Annotated in this window: 14 protein-coding genes and 1 pseudogene; 3 read left to right on the forward strand and 12 right to left on the reverse strand. The window is 40.2% G+C overall.

The features are described 5' to 3' along the window. Positions 1-4,724, reverse strand: a 4,724-nt coding sequence (locus tag Q0791_RS17630; RefSeq protein ID WP_299009149.1) for a non-ribosomal peptide synthetase, incomplete at its 3' end; no start/stop codon positions are given. Between the two features lie 315 nt (positions 4,725-5,039). On the opposite strand from Q0791_RS17630, the gene Q0791_RS17635 reads away from it, so the two are divergent. Next, a complete protein-coding gene (locus Q0791_RS17635) occupies positions 5,040-5,615 on the forward strand; it encodes an acetate uptake transporter (protein ID WP_299009152.1) in 576 nt (191 codons plus the stop codon). Between the two features lie 68 nt (positions 5,616-5,683). Here the strand turns inward: Q0791_RS17635 and Q0791_RS17640 are convergent, their stop codons facing one another. Together Q0791_RS17640 and Q0791_RS17645 are read right to left on the reverse strand one after the other, a co-directional pair. Continuing rightward, positions 5,684-7,843, reverse strand: coding sequence for a jacalin-like lectin (locus Q0791_RS17640; RefSeq protein WP_299009155.1), 2,160 nt, complete (start codon positions 7,841-7,843; stop codon positions 5,684-5,686). A 556-nt stretch (positions 7,844-8,399) separates the two neighbouring features. Further along, positions 8,400-9,248 carry a CmcJ/NvfI family oxidoreductase gene (locus Q0791_RS17645; RefSeq protein ID WP_299009158.1) on the reverse strand — a complete coding sequence of 283 codons (849 nt, stop codon included), beginning with the start codon at positions 9,246-9,248 and terminating at the stop codon, positions 8,400-8,402. A gap of 359 nt (positions 9,249-9,607) precedes the next feature. Here Q0791_RS17645 and Q0791_RS17650 point away from each other — a divergent pair, with 359 nt between their 5' ends. Then, complete coding sequence (locus tag Q0791_RS17650) at positions 9,608-9,901, forward strand: hypothetical protein (protein ID WP_299009160.1); 294 nt, start codon at positions 9,608-9,610, stop codon at positions 9,899-9,901. Between the two features lie 242 nt (positions 9,902-10,143). Here Q0791_RS17650 and Q0791_RS17655 read toward each other — a convergent pair whose 3' ends face one another. The 9 genes and pseudogenes from Q0791_RS17655 to Q0791_RS17695 form a co-directional block, all read right to left on the reverse strand. After that, positions 10,144-10,338, reverse strand: coding sequence for an RHS repeat-associated core domain-containing protein (locus Q0791_RS17655; protein WP_299009163.1), 195 nt, complete (start codon positions 10,336-10,338; stop codon positions 10,144-10,146). 366 nt (positions 10,339-10,704) lie between these two features. After that, positions 10,705-11,682, reverse strand: a complete 978-nt coding sequence (locus tag Q0791_RS17660) for a transposase (protein WP_299009166.1) — start codon at positions 11,680-11,682, stop codon at positions 10,705-10,707. Between the two features lie 58 nt (positions 11,683-11,740). Then, complete coding sequence (locus tag Q0791_RS17665) at positions 11,741-12,775, reverse strand: RHS repeat domain-containing protein (RefSeq protein ID WP_299009169.1); 1,035 nt, start codon at positions 12,773-12,775, stop codon at positions 11,741-11,743. Positions 12,776-12,805: 30 nt separating this feature from the next. After that, positions 12,806-13,375, reverse strand: a pseudogene (locus Q0791_RS17670) (hypothetical protein); the annotation flags it as partial. A 129-nt stretch (positions 13,376-13,504) separates the two neighbouring features. Next, a complete protein-coding gene (locus Q0791_RS17675; protein ID WP_299009172.1) occupies positions 13,505-13,927 on the reverse strand; it encodes a hypothetical protein in 423 nt (140 codons plus the stop codon). Continuing rightward, positions 13,924-15,432 carry an RHS repeat-associated core domain-containing protein gene (locus Q0791_RS17680; protein ID WP_299009175.1) on the reverse strand — a complete coding sequence of 503 codons (1,509 nt, stop codon included), beginning with the start codon at positions 15,430-15,432 and terminating at the stop codon, positions 13,924-13,926. The genes Q0791_RS17675 and Q0791_RS17680 overlap by 4 nt, the downstream gene beginning before the upstream one ends. A gap of 341 nt (positions 15,433-15,773) precedes the next feature. Further along, positions 15,774-16,295 carry a DUF4303 domain-containing protein gene (locus Q0791_RS17685; RefSeq protein ID WP_299009177.1) on the reverse strand — a complete coding sequence of 174 codons (522 nt, stop codon included), beginning with the start codon at positions 16,293-16,295 and terminating at the stop codon, positions 15,774-15,776. 14 nt (positions 16,296-16,309) lie between these two features. After that, positions 16,310-17,344, reverse strand: coding sequence for an RHS repeat-associated core domain-containing protein (locus Q0791_RS17690; protein WP_299009180.1), 1,035 nt, complete (start codon positions 17,342-17,344; stop codon positions 16,310-16,312). A 220-nt stretch (positions 17,345-17,564) separates the two neighbouring features. Further along, positions 17,565-17,978 (reverse strand): hypothetical protein, encoded by a 414-nt coding sequence (locus tag Q0791_RS17695; RefSeq protein WP_299009182.1) that lies wholly within the window; start codon positions 17,976-17,978, stop codon positions 17,565-17,567. 240 nt (positions 17,979-18,218) lie between these two features. Between Q0791_RS17695 and Q0791_RS17700 the strand changes: the two genes are divergently transcribed. Continuing rightward, complete coding sequence (locus Q0791_RS17700; RefSeq protein ID WP_299009184.1) at positions 18,219-18,518, forward strand: hypothetical protein; 300 nt, start codon at positions 18,219-18,221, stop codon at positions 18,516-18,518. Positions 18,519-18,521: the final 3 nt, after the last annotated feature.

The following is an 18,521-nucleotide window of genomic DNA, read 5'->3' on the forward strand; positions in this document are numbered from 1 at the left end:
CTTTGATTCAGCTCATGATAAGTCAGTTCTTCCCCTTCAAACACAAGGGCAACATTATTCGGTGTCTTTTCGACTTGTTCTTCAAACAACTGCTGCAGCGTTTTATCTTGCGGGTAAGGCGTGTCAGTTTGATTCCATTCATGCAGCAAGGTGTGGCGTTCATCATTCGATAATAATGAAACCTCGCCTAATCTTTGCTCAGGCTCCAGTATGGCCAATAACGCTCTTTGATACTTATTCGCAAAGTCCACTATTCGATTTTCTTCAAACAAGCTCAACGCGTAATTCCACTGAAGAGATAATGCTTGATCCCCATCATCGATAAACAGACTCAAATCATATTTCGCGGGTGAAAATAACGCCTCACCAGACAAGGCAACCTCTTCAAACAATCGGCTTTCACTTTTAACTCTCGCACTAAAACTTTGCACGCTAAACATCACCTGAAAAATAGGATGCCGTGACAGGTCACGCTCACCCCCCAGCTCATTCACCAATTTATCAAACGGTAAATCTTGATGAATTCTTGCACCTTGCACACATTCATCCACTTGAGCGATTAAATCTGAACAAGTTAAATGGGGAGACACTTGTGTTCGTAGTGCCAGCGAGTTAACAAAAAAGCCAATTAGCGATTGTGTTTGCGCCAGATGCCGATTATCCGACGGTACCCCGATAATAATATCTTGCTGATTGCTAAGTTGGCTCAAGGTTAAGTAAAACGCACTGAGCATCACAGTAAATAAAGTCGTATTTTGCGCTCGTGCCAGCGCTCTTAAATCATTCGATATAGACACCGCTAACACTTGCTCATAATCAGCCCCGCAATAATCCACTTGTGTCGGTCGAGTCTTGTCGGTCGGTAAACTCAAGGGTTCAATATCGGCTAGCTGAGCGCGCCAATAATTGAGCTGCCCTTCCAGCACCTCACCTTGTAAATAATCACGTTGCCATATAGCAAAATCGGAATAACTAATCGATAATTCAGGTAAACTCGGCTCAATGCCAGCATCAAGTGCTTGGTAACAGACCATCAATTCATCAATAAAAATCTCCGTTGACCAACCATCAAAAGCAATGTGATGCCACATCAATAACAAATAACGGCTGTCATTCACATCATATCGACATAAACGCAGTGGCGCTTGCTCACTTAAATTAAATGGCGTTTGAATTTCAAGCCTGACACTCTGCTCAAATTCAGTTTTAGACACGCATTGTTGCACTTGATATTTAAGAGCACTCTGTCTGACTTGGGTATAACCTTCACCCGACTCAGTTTCTAAATACACACTGTTCAGCACTGGGTGGCGTAAAGCAACTCGATTAATCGCTACTAACAATAATTCAGCATTAGTTGTCGGCTGTAACTGCACCAAATAAGGCATATGGTACGTATCACTGCCCACCTCGAAACGCTCAATAAACCATAAACGTTCTTGTGCGAAAGACAATCTCTGTTGCGTATTATTCCCACTTTTAGGGATCACCATAGGCTGATGCTTGTCTAAGTAAACGACTAAATGAGCCGCTAACAGTGCAATGGTTGAATACTTAAATAATTCAGCCAGTGGAATATCAATATTCGCCTGTTCTCTCACTATCGCATTTAACCGTATTGCGCTAATTGAATCCCCACCGATACGAAAGAAGTTATCATGAATACCCACTTGTTCAAGGCCTAGTACATCTTGCCAAATGTGACACAGTTGTTGCTCAAGCTCATTTCGAGGTGGTGTGTAATTGCCTGTATCAATCAACATAGGCTCAGGTAGGGCTTTTTTATCTAACTTACCGTTAATTGTTAAAGGGACTTCATCAATGACAGTAAAACTGGTCGGTAGCATATACTCAGGTACACACGCTGCTAAGCTTTGCTTGACTCCTTCAATATCCAATGATAATTCGGTTTCTGCAAGGTGACGGGATAATGAATGGCGGTCATTTTTATAATGCATCGAATCTACTGCCTGTTCAGGCACAATGTAAGCAGCAAGAAAATGACTGTTATCTGTCTTATAATCAATCACTACCGCTTGTTTTATGCCACCCAATCTTTCTAATGCGGCTTGTATTTCACCTAGCTCTATACGGTGACCACGGATTTTAACTTGTTCGTCATTACGGCCTAAATATTCTAGATTACCATCTGGCAAGTACCTCACTAAATCGCCCGTTTTATACAAACGGGTATAGCCTTTTTCTATGTCTTTTTCAGTGGCGAAGGGATTTTCGATAAAACGCTCTACGGTTAACTCGGGACGGTTTAAATACCCCCTAGATAATCCGGCACCACCAATATAAAGTTCACCCATAACCCCGATAGGAAGAATTTTTAGACCATCAAGCACATAACTCTTTACATTAACGATAGCCTTACCAATTGGAAGTATCATTCTATCCTTATCGCCTAAACATCTAAACTGATGGCTTGCAATCGTAATTTCAGTCGGCCCATATTCATTAATTAATTTATCAGCTAATTTTCGTACCAAAAATAGTGGGGTAGGCTCCCCCGCTGAAACAATACGCCGCAATATTTGACAATCATCAAGCGCTAGAGCATGAATCAAACTCGCTGTTGCAACAATATGAGTCACTGCATGATCCTTTATTGCAACCTTTAGTGCCTCTGCATTATTTTTATCTTGTTCATTTATTACAACCAATTTAGCACTCGAAAACAGCGCTAAAAATATCTGCTCTACCGATGTATCAAAAACATAATTTGCTAAAAATAGAATCGACTCATTATCAGTCAATGGATAGTAAGTTATATTGTGATATATTAAATTTACCAATGAACTATGCTCAACCATGACCCCTTTTGGCTGGCCTGTAGTGCCTGAAGTGTAAATCACATAGGCTAAATCTGTCGCTTGGTTCACCAAGGTTAAATTGTCTGTGGTTTGCAACGATAAAATTTCATCATTCACGACTAACTGTTCACACTCGACAACATTGTCATTCAACCAGTCACTTAATCGGCTAACATAGTGCGACTGGGTTATCACAAAGGGCACGTTAGTGTCTTTAAGCATAAACACAGTACGTTTTTGAGGGTATTCTGGTGCTATGGGCACGTAGGCGCCGCCTGCTTTCAGTACCGCTAAAATGCTGATGATCATTTCTAAACTGCGGTCGACATATAAGGCAATTAAAGTGTCTGGCCGTAACTTATGTTGGAATTTAACTTGATACTGACTGCGTATATGACGAGCCAGCTGATTGGCGCTTTGATTCAGTTCAAGATAAGTCAGTTCTGCCCCTTCAAACACAAGAGCAACATTATTCGGTGTTTTTTCGACTTGCTCTTCAAATAACTGCTGTAGCGTTTTATCACTTGGATAGTTTGTCTCTGTTTTATTCCACTCATGCAGCAAAATATGACGTTCCTCATTTGAAATCGTATTTAATCGACTAATAGGATGTTCACTTTCTTTTATTCCCTCAGAAATAAAATGTATGAGAGTTTGTGATAATCGTTCAATTTCACTGTGTTCAAAATGAGAATTTAAATAATTGATCCTTAGTAATAAATTATCTTTATCCGTAAAATCAATCAAACGGATCTCTAAGGGGATGTGACTTTCTTTAGGGCTTAAGTGAACAATTTCGCCAATATCAAACTCCCTGTCCTCATAGCTGTACAACTCATAATTTAAACTAATATCACTGGTTAACACTTGGCTATGATGGTCTAATCTTGACAGGTGACTTTGCGGAAATTGGCTGTACCGAATGGCTCGTTTAAATGTTTTATTCGACTCTGATAACAATGTATCAAATGACCAATTCTCATCAAGATGTAATGCAAGCATGACAGCATCGGAATGCATACCAATCACTCTCATGGCCTGCTGCCCACGTCGGCCATGTAAAGGCGTACTGATAATCACCTCTTGAAGGGAGAGATAACGAGAAAAATACAGGGCTGCCGTCCCCAACAAAACGGTTAAAACACTTAAGTTGGATTGACGACAAAAATCCCTTAATTGATAACTTAATTGGGTGGATAAGGCTATATTGTGATAGCCACTACCGTGTTTTTTATAATATTGAGGTAAATAGGTGGGCGTTTTATTTTTTAAAAATGCTTGCCAGTACGCTTTGTCCCTTTGATAACGATTTGATTGCAAATATGCATGTGACTTCTTAACTTCAACTTCATATTGAGGTAAATAATGAATAAAATGGGGGGACTGATTAATAAGAATTTTTGAATAAATATAATTTAACTGTTCATAAATTCGATAAACGCCAATACCGTCCACAAATAAATGATGAAAACGTGAAAAAAGATAATATTTTTTGGCACTCAGTTTCAAAACGGCTAACTGATACCGCTCACCTCTTTCTAAATGAAAGGCTTTTCCATATTGCCTAACCATCCATTGATTGGCTTTTTTAAAAGGATTATGTTTATTTGAAAAGTCAATAAAGGCTATATTTCCAACCTTACTGCCTTTAGGTAGCACTCTCTGCAGAGGAGCACCATCACCTTGTTGCACCAATTCAAGTCTTAAAGCATCGGCATGATCAATTAATAGCTGCCAAGCCTGCTGCAATTTCGGTAAGTCATACGCTTTATGAACCTCGGAGTAACACCCAATATTGTACATAGGACTAGTAGGTGAAATAACCTGTTCAAAGTAAACATTTTCTTGTGCACAATGGAAGGGGAAAAGCGGCAAAGAGGAATTAAGATCTGATATATTGGACATTGAAGCAGCACCTTCTAGTACTGATAAACCTTCATCAAGCACCACTTTGTTATTCTTTATCGATAAAAAAGTGGTTATACAGTTTATCCGTAAACAACTTCTACTTTGACGTTAACCCATTAACATTCAAGTAGGCTCAATATAATCATAGACTAAAGTGTTAATTGCTGCACATCAGCAGAGTCCCTATAATAGCCGACCCTTAATACACTTGAGCCTGTCTTCCCCAAGCGAAATGACCCTTTTTCACTTAGCATTGTGGAATGAAAAAGGCATGTTAACGACCTTTATTTATCATTATTTTGGAGCATACTCTTGCAACAATCATTCGCAAACCCCGCACCTCTCGGACTCATGGGTTTTGGCATGACCACCGTTTTACTCAACATTCATAACGCCGGATTTTTTCCCATTAGCGCCATGATCTTAGCAATGGGCCTGTGTTACGGGGGACTGGCACAAATCATTGCAGGAATAATGGAATACCGCCGCAACAATACCTTTGGTATGACGGCCTTTATTTCTTATGGACTCTTTTGGTGGAGTTTAGTCCTGCTACTGATTATGCCTAAAATGGAAATAGCAGAAGCGACACCTGCAGCCTACATGGGGTGTTATTTATTCATGTGGGGGCTCTTTACTCTGTTTATGACACTAGGCACATTACAATATAACCGCGTGAAACAAGCTATTTTTGCGGGTCTCACTTTGCTCTTTTTCTTATTGGCCCTTAGAGACTTCACCCAAAATACCCTCATCGGCATGATTGCAGCCTATGAAGGTATCATAGTCGGCGCATTAGCCATCTACTTAGCCATGGCACAAGTGCTTGAAGAACAATTTGGACGCACCGTTTTGCCCATAGGTGAAAAGCACTTAAAAGCCGTTTAAAGCCGTTAAAAATGAAAACGAGCAGCATAAACATGCTGCTCGTTTTCATTTTTCCAATAACAAGCTCCTTAGTTCACACAAGCGGCATTAGTAAAGAAGTATTTCACCTCATAATCGCTGCAATCTTCTGTTGCACAAAAGAAACGATAATTAGTACCAATATCACCTATGTGCATACTCTCCCCTGTAAGTGAATAATCCAATTTCGTTTCTGCTACTCTACCCACAATCCCCGCCACATCACTCACATTGCATTGACTACTGATATTCCCTGCGGCTTTTTGCTCATTAAAGCTTTCATAATCAATACCACCAGAAGTAGGATCATCATTATTAAGCCAATCAGTGGCATAAAAACCTGGATTGACTAAGGCATTTGATAATTTATGCACACCTAAAGCATTAATCTCGTCATCATGTCGGCCATGAAAAGCAAAAAGCTGCTGCGAAGACGTCGAAGAATAAGTGGTACAAGCCCCTTGTGACGTTCCACCATTAATCGATGCACCAGTACTGGAGGTCAATTTCACATAGTAAACACTGCCAGCACTGTATTTTTCATCATCTTGACAAATTTTAATGTCAGCTAAATACTCACCCTGTTGAGTATCAAAACTCAATACCTCACCCATTGAGCCGCCATCACCGTCACCGTATTCAATACAAAGGGTATCGCCACTGACCGTCATATGACTTATAGGTTGGTTAAATTCATAACAAGCTTTTAATCCATCAATACGGCTACCTGAGCGAATTTGCACTGAGGTTAAATTCATGGTGCCGCTGCCCAGCAATTTACGCTTCACTAAATCGATAGAGTCAAATGCATCACCACCGCTACCACCCACGGCCTCTTTTTTAATATAACCTGCATCAAAGTCACCTGTTTGACCCGCAAGCCAAAAATCATCAAACACTTGATGATAATTCACCCATAGGCTTGCGCTTATTTTAGCAGTCAGCGCCGCATTTTCTAACGCATTAAACGGCATGCCAAAATGATACCCTTGCGCTTCACAAATACTCGCCCCTTCAGACCAAGTGCCTTTCCCATCACTCACATGCCATTGCCTATCATCATCCACACAGGCAAAGGCTTGCTCTGCGTCACAATCATTTTCAACAACTTGCCCGCTTACCTTGATAACCGCGCAAGTATTATCACTTGAAAGTGAGTCATCACTCCAAGACCAAATATAATCTTCAATTTGCGGCGCCTTAGACGCACCAATGGAAGTCCCATTGGCCTCCACTAAGGCCAGCTCTAACAAGTTATATCCCGCTTGGGCTTTTTCTTGAACCGTATCACCATAAATTTTAATGTCATCTTTACTGTATTCCGTGGTCGCATCTAACGCAACGCTGAAATTACCATTGGCATAATGCGTCGCTGCACTTGAAGTGCCATCAGCATCAGGCGTTAATTGACTGCCGTTTTGCGCTATAGGCTCATTAGCGGTTAAATTGCCAAAAGCATCCATTTCATCCACACCAATCCAGACATTGCGCCGATATTTACTGGTATTAGACTCATCATGATAATCACATAAATTATTATCACCTGTGTGAGGATAATCTCTAGGTACTTGCGTGAACAAAATAATATTCCTTCCCGCATCTAATACATCTTGTTTCGTCAAGGTCTGCACAGGCAAAGAAGCGCAATCATCATCGCCATAACCCCAATCACTGGGCTTAAACACATAATCCCCTAAGCGACTTTCTATTTTTTCTCCCACCTTATTTCTAAAGTTTTGATGATAATCAGAGTCATAAGCCTCAAATTTAACCAAAATGACTTCGTCTTTGTTGTCCTTTAAAAAGTCCGTTATCTCATCAAAACCATCCCCTAAAGTTGCAGCAGTACCAAACATATACAAACAAAATGTCGCCTCTTCAAGACCCATATGACATAAATGAGGAGTCGAACTAATGGTTGAAGCGGGATACACATCATATTCCACCAGCCGTATGCCTCTGTGAAATAATTTCTCGGGTGCATACCACTGATTCACATCAGTATACACGCCTTGATCCCACTGATAAGATGCATAGGCATTATGCGCTCCCGCCCATAATGTTTTCGACAGTGGAGCCTGAGTATCTATTTGCCCTTGTAAATCTAACCGATCGACTTTGACATCACCTGAGTCTATTTCTGCATACGCCATCATAGATAGCGACGCCCCCAAAAATAACCCCGAAATTGAGTTTCTTATTGTTATCATGATTTATTCCCTGTTATTCTCTGAAATCAGATTTAACTTATTTATTATTATGTTTTTATTGAATGCCCTTTATATTAAACCTTAAGGTTTAATCATATTGTGACTTCATATCATCACCAGAAAAGGCTCATTACTCAAATAATAAAAATATGAGTAATAGTGAATAACCTACAGAATTAAAAATCATTTACCATTAATCTTTACTCTACTTTACATTTTACTCACTAAAAAATGGTAATAAATTAAAACACCAAATAGAGAGATATATTAACCATAATAATACCCACAAAATAAAAATCTAAATTAACAGACTCAAACTTGTTAATATGAGTGATGCAATAAAAATAGCCAATAAAAACACTGATTTTTATTGGCTATAGTCTTAATCAATTATTTTTTCATCATCATTCTGCTTTAAGTAAAATAAAACTGGCAGCTGCCAGTATGAGGTTCCGTCTCTCTTGCCATGGCAATCGTCCATTCGATATTAGAGGATCCCTTAACAATAGAGCTCATGTGATACTGTTTGAATCAGCCACCAATACAAACAGCAGCCTTAATAACCAACAAGATAGCGCAACTCAAGGCTTTTTCTGGGATTCATAATCAAATTGTCGTCAGTGAGAATATTAAACGACCCATGAAATACCGCAGTATAGGCATTATCAGGCTCAAGAGAGTCATATTGTTTAAATATCAAACATTCATTAGATTGCATTAAGGGATAATAACACCATTGATGTGCTGGATTGTATTTTAATGTCATCCCCTCGGCTGTTTCATTAAACTTAAAATTTCTAACAATATCTTTATTATCGAGATGATTTATACTGCATAACCCCAAATTATTATTGGTCAATTGCGTCAGAGGTATCCAAACATTAAAAAGTCCCCAACGAGAGAAACCTTTCATAAATTTTGCAATATCATGATGATCGATACTGGAATTGTTGACAAAAATAGGATCGGGTGCCGTCGTTAAGGTTTTTAGGCGCTGTAACCCCCAATCGGCATGAATAAAGCTACCCGGTGCACGGATCTCAGAATGTGAAGGTAACCCAGTGTCTTTTTTATGTTCATGCCTGACCACAGCACCTAATAACAAACCCTGTTCAGCCGATAGGGTATCAATCAAGATAGTTTCAAATGACTTCACCATATCAGGGGTTAAGTCATCAATACTCGATACAGAAACGTCAATGTTTGATGATAATAAACAGAAACCTTGTTTTTCAATACTGGCGGGGACAGAGAACTGGCGAGCATTATGCATATCTACCACATGATGTTGGCCAGTCTCATAATGCCCAAAGACGATTTTATCACTGGGATCAGGGTAATTTAATACCACGTTAATTTTGTCTTTGGTTATTTGATCATAAAACTGTGCAGTATTAGAGGCCATGGTTTACTTCCTATATGAGCGAACCTGAGCTTATAGTATACTAAATGTTAACCCTCGATGAATAATAAATATACGTTAATCTTGCTAAAGAAACGCTACACCGCCTTTGTGACACCTCATGGCGTTGACATTAATACTCACCCGCACAAGATAACGCTATAATTACTTAAAAAATATAAACAAAAATAATCGCAACACCAGTCAGCGCTTTAGCATTAAAGGTGTAAAAAACGAATGTAATAGAGTGTAATATTTTTCAATCATTTTATAGCTATCCTTATCTCATTAAGTGACTACTTAACACATATATTCATTGTTAAAAGTCACTCGACTTATTGATAACTAAAAAGGAAAATAGAATGAATACAGTGAGTGGAATAGTCAGTATCAATGGAGAAATATCAAAAGGAAAAGGTTTTGATATCAAAATAGGTCAAAAAAATGATCAATGGACCACCTTTAATTTAAGTTTAACTGAAGGTGAAAATATAGAAGACTACGCTGTTGTATGCCAACAAGGCCCTATGAGTGGTGGAGGCCCATTAGTAACAGGATTAAGAGGAGTTAATCTATTAGAGGTGACGACATGGACTCAAGGTGTTAATCCCGTTTTACCTGCATTTAATTTCATCGCAATTAAGGACATTGATTAAAATGAGTGGCTTATTAATAAACCTGAATTCGGGATAAGCAGCGCCGCTTAATAGCACTATTTTTGCCCCTATCTGTGTTGTGCTTTCTACTAATAGCCCGCTATTAGATACGAAATCACGCCTTGATATCGACAAAAATTGAAGTATTAAGCCAAGTTCGAAAATAAAGAATGACCCAATTTCATTCAATTTTTTAATATTAAATGGGTTACCTTACATTTTTGACACTCATTATCCCGAGTTCAGGTTAATAAAGGAATGATGCGTGCCTGCGGCCACAATCCACCCGCCATGCCTATTGGGTCTGGTGTTAGGTATTGGCAGCTGTCAGAACCGTAATAGCGATGGCGATTATAATACAATCCCGTTTCAGAATCATACACTTGACCTTGGTAGCGTAAGTCACACGAAACAGGATCATTGGCCGCTTGTTCCAAATATTGACGTTCAGATAAACGGCTATTTGATACTGAGTTAAACTCGCCCCATAGTTGTTACTTACAAACGTGAATCAAAGCCAGCCATTATTAATCAGTAACATACTGAGATTTTAGCCTGAATCAAAGCCAGCCATTATTAATCAGTAACATACTGAGATTTTAGCCCAAAATCAACGTTCAACATTTATCAAATCATAACCTGACGATTTTTAACCTACATGCCTGCTGTTGATCTTGAAAAAATAACCGATATAAGCAAAATGAGTGAGTTTTGAAGTGTAAAGTACCGACTCAGTTGACCTTTTATAATATGAGACTGAGGTTCCTCGTCCTAACGCTTAAGATATTAAAATAAGCTGCGCGCTAGCCTATAGGCATATACTGGCAACATTTTGCAAAATGCCGTCGTCGTTTATCTAAGTGATCACAATAACGACTGAGTTCTTGCAAGGTACCGACAGGGCCATGAAACAATGCACCAAACTCTGTGATAATTTTTAGCCAATTCTCAGCGGGTATATTAACTCTATTCAATATCTGCGCTGCATTGGCAGATATTGAACCCCGCTTGTCATTGCGGAGCACTCTGCCTGTTTCATCAACGAGTTCCAGATAATCTTTCAATGCAAAAGTAACACCTTTGGGTTGATGTTGACGCTCATTGCCAATAAAAGGGAGAAGCTGTTTAGGCTGCTTACCCGTTAATGCCGCTTCAATACGTAATTTGAGGCTAGTGTGATCTGATCGCTCTGGCGTACTCGCCATCTTTGCACGAATGGGATTCAATTCAACATAAGCCATACAAGCTAATAGTGCCGCTTCATCGAGTAAAGCTTGGCTTTTAAAACGTCCTTCCCAAAAGTGACCCGTGCAGTTATCTTCCATATTCGCTTGTCTTGCTATCGGCTCATTTAGACACCGCATAAACCAGCTAATATCACTCAGCCGTGAACGGTAAATCGCAATTTGATGTTTTAACTGAGTCACTTGATGTGCTTCAATCACGTCACCTTTAGCAAATTGGCGAGTAATTTGAGTACCATTAAATAATTTATGCCACTGCTCAACCACTTCTCTATCTGACCAACTATTGGCTTTATTGACATCAATATGAAGCACAACATGCAAGTGATTACTCATCACGGCATAAGCCGCGACATCAATAGCAAAAACCTCGGTTAACTTAAGAAGTTGAGACTCAACCCAGCCTCGACGATGATCATAGTTTTTCCCCGTATACTTGTCATCACCACACAAATAGGCACGCCGCACCACACGACTACAGCAATGATAATAGGGAGTGTCTTCAATGCTAATCAGGCTTCTTCTTGGACGTGGCATAACAACCTCCAACATCGACTAGTTCATAAAGCTTAGTTGGAGGGGTTAGAACATACCATTAATGATGGCTGTCCATATAATAATAGGAGGGGTTAGAACATACCATTAATGATGGCTGTCCATATAATAATAAATTATCGCCGTCCCAGAGATACTGGATTTTCTCAGGTTGATTAGCTCGTTTATTGTCAGCTTCTCGGCTCTGCTGCTTACCCTCCTGTTTTATTTTAGCCACACGCCTACCGAAAGCGTCATACTGATAGAACCAGATATCGCCGTTGGGCACTATTGCGCGAATGAGTCTGTCTTCTTCGTCCCATTCAAATTTTGTCACTTGGGGCCGAAAGCCCTTTTTATCAGTGACTTTTTCAAACACGCGGCCGCAGACATCGTAATGGTAAGTGTGAGGGCCGATGCGCTCGACGCGGCCGCCTTTTTGGTACTTAAGCTGTTTTTCTAGCCGTTTAGCGGCGAAATCAATAATATTACTTTTGGGTCTGGCCAATGGATTGGCCACTTTCACTTGCGCAGCATAATTGCTGGCATGCGCACTGGCATTAGACAGGTCAAGCTGACTGATGGCGGTAAGGTTTTGCACTTCGTCGTAATCAAACTGCTTGATCTCTTGACCTTTAAGAACCGCTGAGGGCTCTTTACTGGCTGAGGACTCTCCATACGCTGAGGGCTCTCCATACGCTGAGGGCTCTCCATACGCTGAAGGCTCTGCTTTATCATTTATCCAAGGTTGAACTTGCTTTTGATGCGTGATTTGGCCATTAGCGTTATGCTTAAACTGGCTTAGGCCCCAATGAGATTCATCGATTTCGGTAATGCGCGCCAACGCATCGTACTGATAGCTTCGCTGCAGCGCTTGAAAAGAATCAGGTCGAATGGGCCCTTTTAGATCGGCACGGCTACTTAAGGTGTCATTTGTACTGTGCTTATGCTGACAGCCGATGAGTTGCTGACTGAGTAAATCGCCGCCTAGGCTCCACTCTTGGGCTAAATCAAAGCCTTGACCATTGGAGCGAAACGTCTCTAACCCTTGACTGTTACGGGCAAATTGCAGCGCTTGATGTTCGCTAATTTGCACGCCTGTTAGCAAACCTTGCTGATAATCGAACTACACTTGGTAGGGGCTGGCTGTAGCTAAGGGCCGCTCAGGGCTGTTTGTTAAAAGCCGCTCAGGGCTGTCGTTTTCTAAGGGTCGCTCTAAACTATTAATAGCGACACGCTCACCCGCGGCATCGTATTCACTGTTAAGAGCTTGACCGTTAATAGTTTCTTTAATGCGGCGACCGCTTAAATCATATTCATATTCCACCACCACCTTATTCGCTGAGCCACCATCAGGAGTCGATACAGTTTTACGGCGACTGTCATCCACTGTGGCCTTGATAAGCTGGGACGCGGCGTCGTATTCAAAATAGGTATTGGACGCCACAATATAACGCGGTTTTTCAACTGTTTCTTGACCATTATGCCCAGCGCTAGGCTGTTTGGCGGACGATGGTTTATCGTTTAGCGGCTTTGCCAAAGCAAAGGCTTGTTTTTGAATGAGGCGGCCAAGATTGTCGTAATAAAATCGCAACTGCGCGCCATCGGGCGTAGTACGCTTCGCCACACGGCCAAGTTCATCGTAGGCAAATTGGGTTTTGCGGCCATCAAAGTGGCGCTCCTCAATAATTTGCCCCGCTTCGTTGTATTGTTGATATCGAGAGCACCATTGATCTTATTGAGTGCTAAAACATCACTAATTCACCTACAATGAGCATTTAACGCTGATTTCACTATGGGTGGCTTCGTTGTTGACATGACTATTTTAAATTAAATCAAAAACGGGTATTTTTTGAAGCCGCAAAGATCCAACAGGAAACTCACCATCTAGATACGCTTTTAACAAAGATGCAACCCAAGGGTCAGAGGAAGAGATTAATATTGATTTTGATATAAGCTCAAAATCATCACAAACATATTCCGATACTTCACCTCCGCCAATACTTTGACTTGTAGTTTTAAAAGTTTTCTCTCTAATCACATCAATTAGATCTAGAACATCCTGATCAAATTTTTGTAACTGAAATTTTGATTCCATCTGTGAGTTTGCCAAAACCCAATCACTATCAAACGGATCATCATCCCTTTTGTCCAAGGCTTCATCAAGATCTATATTATTAAAATTTCTGGAGCTAATGACATCACCATGATCAATTTTTTTGATTAGCGTAATAAGCTTTTTTTTCATAATTTCCCACTCTTTTTCAGATACTTTTCTATAGTACTAACCGCTTCTTTCGGGGTCAAATTTTCACCTAAATTATGTGTTCCATTGGGTGATCTGACATCCACTTTAATATCATCCAATCCTTCGTAAGCTGTCTTATAAGAATCCATAAGCTCTTGATCAGTTCCGATGAAATCTCCTTGTCTAGGGCCTATAACATCCCTTTCTGCATTATGAAGTCTCCAATGATCATGTCCCGGATCATCACCTTTAAAATGTAATGTAGGGCGAGTCTTATTTGATCTGGATACTTCAAAAGGCCTGTTTTTACTTTTTCTTACTGCTGGAACATGATGACCTGATTCTCCAACATTAATGCGCTTTTTCTCGCTCATTTCCTTATGAGCCTCAACCTTAGCCAGCCCCAAAGGATCCACCCATTCCATCGGGTTGTGAACATAAGCACTGGGTCTAAGGCCCCCCGCCATGCCGATGGGATCGGGCGTTAGGTACTGGCAGCTATCGGGATCATAATAGCGGTGCCTGTTATAGTAAAGATTTGTTTCAACATCAAAAATCTGGCCTTGATAACGCAAGTCGCAGTTAACGGGATCATTTGCGGCTTGCTCTAAGTATTGTCTCTCTGGCAGGCCGCTGTTTGATACTGAGTTGAACTCACCCCACAACTGTTGCTTACCCCGCCATTCTACATGTCCGTCCTCGGAGCATAACTCTCTAGGCGATCCTGCATGGTCGTTGATAATGTAGTGCAGCTGCGGCGCTAGCTCAGCCTGAGAATTGTGAGTCTCCTTTATGACCCGCTGAGCTAATGGACGAAACGAGTCAACCTCATAGATCCACTGCGTGGTATCGTACAGGGTACCATCGGCATAGCGACGCTGCTGTTCGATGAGATTATCACCGTCCCAGAGATAATGAACATGACAGGCTTTGGCGCTTTGCTTTTCTGTTTGGCCACTCGCTTGTTTAATCTTGCTGACTCTTCGACCGAAAGCGTCATACTGATAGAACCAGATATCGCCGTTGGGCACTATTGCGCGAATGAGCCTGTCTTCTTCGTCCCATTCAAATTTTGTCACTTGGGGCCGAAAGCCCTTTTTATCAGTGACTTTTTCAAACACGCGGCCACAGACATCGTAATGGTAAGTGTGAGGGCCAATGCGCTCGACGCGGCCGCCTTTTTGGTACTTAAGCTGTTTTTCTAGCCGCTTAGCGGCAAAATCAATAATATTGCCTTTGGGATTTGCCAATGGATTGGCCGCTTTCACTTGCGCAGCATAATTGCTGGCATGAGCACTGGCATTAGACAGGTCAAGCTGACTGATGGCGGTAAGGTTTTGCACTTCGTCGTAATCAAACTGCTTGATCTCTTGACCTTTAAGAACCGCTGAGGGCTCTTTACTGGCTGAGGGCTCTTTACTGGCTGAGGACTCTCCATACGCTGAGGGCTCTTTACTGGCTGAGGACTCTCCATACGCTGAGGGCTCTCTATCGCCCTCATTCATCCAAGGAAATTGTTGCTTTTGATGCGTGATTTGGCCGTTAGCATTATGCTTAAACTGGCTTAGACCCCGAGTTGGAATAGTGATTCATCGATTTCGGCGAACAGTGAAAATTCAGTGCATTATGTGTAGATGGACCACCCACAAAAATCATTTAACTGTGGGTGGCCTAGTTATTCGTTAATTTCAATGATCCACGCTAAGGGCGACTGAAAGTGAGAAATAATTGCTCTACTTGGAAGACCAACATAACGAATAGCCAAATCCACAACGCTTTTCATATTAAAAAATCATTGTGGCTGGTCTAATTAGCAATCACACCTTCTAGATTTACTCCTAATTGATTACAAAGTTGAGATCCAACTTTCAAATTCATTACTATTTGTGGTTGAATTCAGTTTTTTTATCCATTCTATCTCATTGGTAGGATCGTCTGAATCTAGGACAGAAAAAACAATAACACAATCATCAATACCAAAATCAAATACGCCTTCATTTTTTAAAGAAATTAATGCTGAAACAGATGATTCAAAAACAAGTTTTTTAAAATTCTCATGTTCATCATTTGTCGATATATTTCTAGAAAACTCGAATAGTTTATAGGAAATATCTCTAAATAACTCTGGTTGAACGGCTTCATATTTCCACTCACTTGGACTCCATTTGTAATAATCTTTATCGTCAGGATCATCTTGTTGCATTTCCTTCAAGTGAGATTCAATATTTACTGCGACATTTAAAGTTACCGCATCAGGATCTGAATATAATGCAAAACCACAAATATTTGTGTTCTCTTCACACTTTAAATCTAAAAAGCATTTCCTCGCAGCCACAGTTATTTCATGCTCAATATCATTTATAGACATATGTATCACCCAATTTAAAATAATGTTTTAATGGTATCATCAGCAAAATGTTTTCCAAGCTTGCTTAAAGCGTCTGTTATTGATTTTTTGGTCCCAATTTTTGCATCTGCCTTCCTTAATGCTTCATTCACCACTCTAGCAGCATCTGTACTATGATTCTTATTCGGTGCCCATACAAAATTTTCTTTTCCTTTATACCAGTCAATGTCGTACTTTTCCAAAATTCTTTTACTATCCTCCAAATACGCCTTCATCTTCTTACCTCTACCTTTTTTAAAAACAATATGATGAGCGTGAGGATTATTCATACCTGCTGGAGGCTCTCCTCCACCAAGTTTTCGTAATAAATTTCCCCAAGAAGGTTCTGACTCTCCTTCTTTAGGTCCAAATTTCCAATCATGCTGAGCAGGCGCCAACCCCAGCGGATCCACCCATTCCATGGGGTTATGTACATAAGAACTCGGTCTAAGCCCCCCCGCCATGCCGATAGGATCCGGCGATAAATATTGACACGAATCCGGATCATAATACCTAAACCTATTGTAATACAAATTAGTTTCTTGATCATAGACTTGCCCTTGGTAGCGTAAGTCACACGAAACCGGATCATTCGCCGCTTGTTCCAAATATTGACGTTCGGGTTTATTACTTAAACCATCACTAATACTATCAAACTCACCCCACAGTTGTTGCTTACCCCGCCATTCTACATGTCCGTCCTCGGAGCATAACTCCCTAGGCGATCCTGCATGGTCGTTGATAATGTAATGCAGTTGCGGGGCTAAATTAGCTTGGTTCGGATCAGTCTCTTTAATGACTCTTTGCGCGAGCGGCCTGAAGGAATCGGGTTCGTAGGTCCACTGAGTAGTATCGTACAGGGTGCCATCTGCGTAGCGGCGCTGTTGCTCTATGAGATTATCGCCGTCCCAAAGATACTGAATATGACTGGCTTTGGCATCGGTTTTTTCTCTATTGCCTTGTTGTTTACTTTGTTGCTTGATTTTGGCCACACGGCGGCCAAAGGCATCATACTGACTCTTTGTTGACAAGAAGACCAGATATCACCATTAGGAACAATCGCTCTAATGAGTCTGTCTTCTTCATCTCACTTAAACTGGCTCTTACCCCCGAATTAGAATAGTAATTCATCGATTTCGGCGATTATCAATGGCTGGATTTGATTTTTTAGTAGCCACCAAAAGAAAAAGGGCTTAACGCCCTTTTTCTTTTTTTAACTATTTGCAAGTCTATTTTTAACTACCAAAAATATTAATCTTCATCTGAAAAATAAATCCAATTGAATAAATCCGATGGTTTACCATTTTCAAAGAACTCCTTTACAATCAAGACCAGATCATTAAAATTTTTACATATTTGAAATTCAGGCCAGTAATTACCAGCAATATCTATCTTAGTATTGCTAAATTCAGAGGCTTTAAATAGGTATTCTTCATCTTCATCAATAAAAATACCAATATGATAATGACCCGGCTTCGCTATAATAGCTAAGTGAGTATTATCAACTTCTGGACCAACTAATGAAAGAAATTCAACCCGCCCCTTTTCTATTTCTTCAACACACTGATAAACATCATTCCAACTCGGCTCTTTAACATATTGCTTTTTTGTGTTACCGATGGCTCTGAAAGCCATATCAACTGTATAAGGTACTATGTTGGCCACCTCAAACCTCCTTTCTTTGTCGGCTTAAAATCATCAGGGGTATTAAATTTCACTGTACCAGATGGCTGACGAACTTCTAGACTCTCCAATTCAAGTTTCTTCATTAATTTAGGTGGCTATCTACATTAGTCCATTAGTCTTTCAATAAACCAAATTAGATCTGTAAAATACTTTTAGTGATAGCTGTCAATGTATCCATTTGATAAAATCAAGAAACTTTTATAGCAAATGGACTTACTTATGTTCGAAAAACTCGAAATTTGCATTTTAACTCAATACCAATACATTCTTGACGAATACGAAATTGAAAATGATCCCCAAGAAATAATGATGTTTTTTGATAACTATACTAAAGGCTGTATTGATATGTTTGTTCAACTTAACCCAAATATAAAAGAGTTTGGGTTAAGGCCTTTTTTTCAAAACATAGAAGATCCTACGCCTTTAAAAACTATTGACGAAGTATATCACTGGTGCACCCATCTAACTCTAAAATTAAAAGTTGAACTTGAAAAATTAAAGTTAGAGCAAGAGAAATAATCA

The sequence above is a fragment of the uncultured Shewanella sp. genome (assembly GCF_947495455.1).
GTDB lineage: Bacteria > Pseudomonadota > Gammaproteobacteria > Enterobacterales > Shewanellaceae > Shewanella.

Bases quoted from the DNA above. Each gene is read 5' to 3' on its own strand.
- Q0791_RS17645 (WP_299009158.1), bottom strand. From the start codon at position 9,248: ATGGCCTCTAATACTGCACAGTTTTATGATCAAATAACCAAAGACAAA.
- Q0791_RS17680 (WP_299009175.1), bottom strand. From the start codon at position 15,432: ATGAATGAGGGCGATAGAGAGCCCTCAGCGTATGGAGAGTCCTCAGCC.
- Q0791_RS17685 (WP_299009177.1), bottom strand. From the start codon at position 16,295: ATGTCTATAAATGATATTGAGCATGAAATAACTGTGGCTGCGAGGAAA.
- Q0791_RS17700 (WP_299009184.1), top strand. From the start codon at position 18,219: ATGTTCGAAAAACTCGAAATTTGCATTTTAACTCAATACCAATACATT.
- Q0791_RS17650 (WP_299009160.1), top strand. From the start codon at position 9,608: ATGAATACAGTGAGTGGAATAGTCAGTATCAATGGAGAAATATCAAAA.
- Q0791_RS17640 (WP_299009155.1), bottom strand. From the start codon at position 7,843: ATGATAACAATAAGAAACTCAATTTCGGGGTTATTTTTGGGGGCGTCG.
- Q0791_RS17660 (WP_299009166.1), bottom strand. From the start codon at position 11,682: ATGCCACGTCCAAGAAGAAGCCTGATTAGCATTGAAGACACTCCCTAT.
- Q0791_RS17675 (WP_299009172.1), bottom strand. From the start codon at position 13,927: ATGAAAAAAAAGCTTATTACGCTAATCAAAAAAATTGATCATGGTGAT.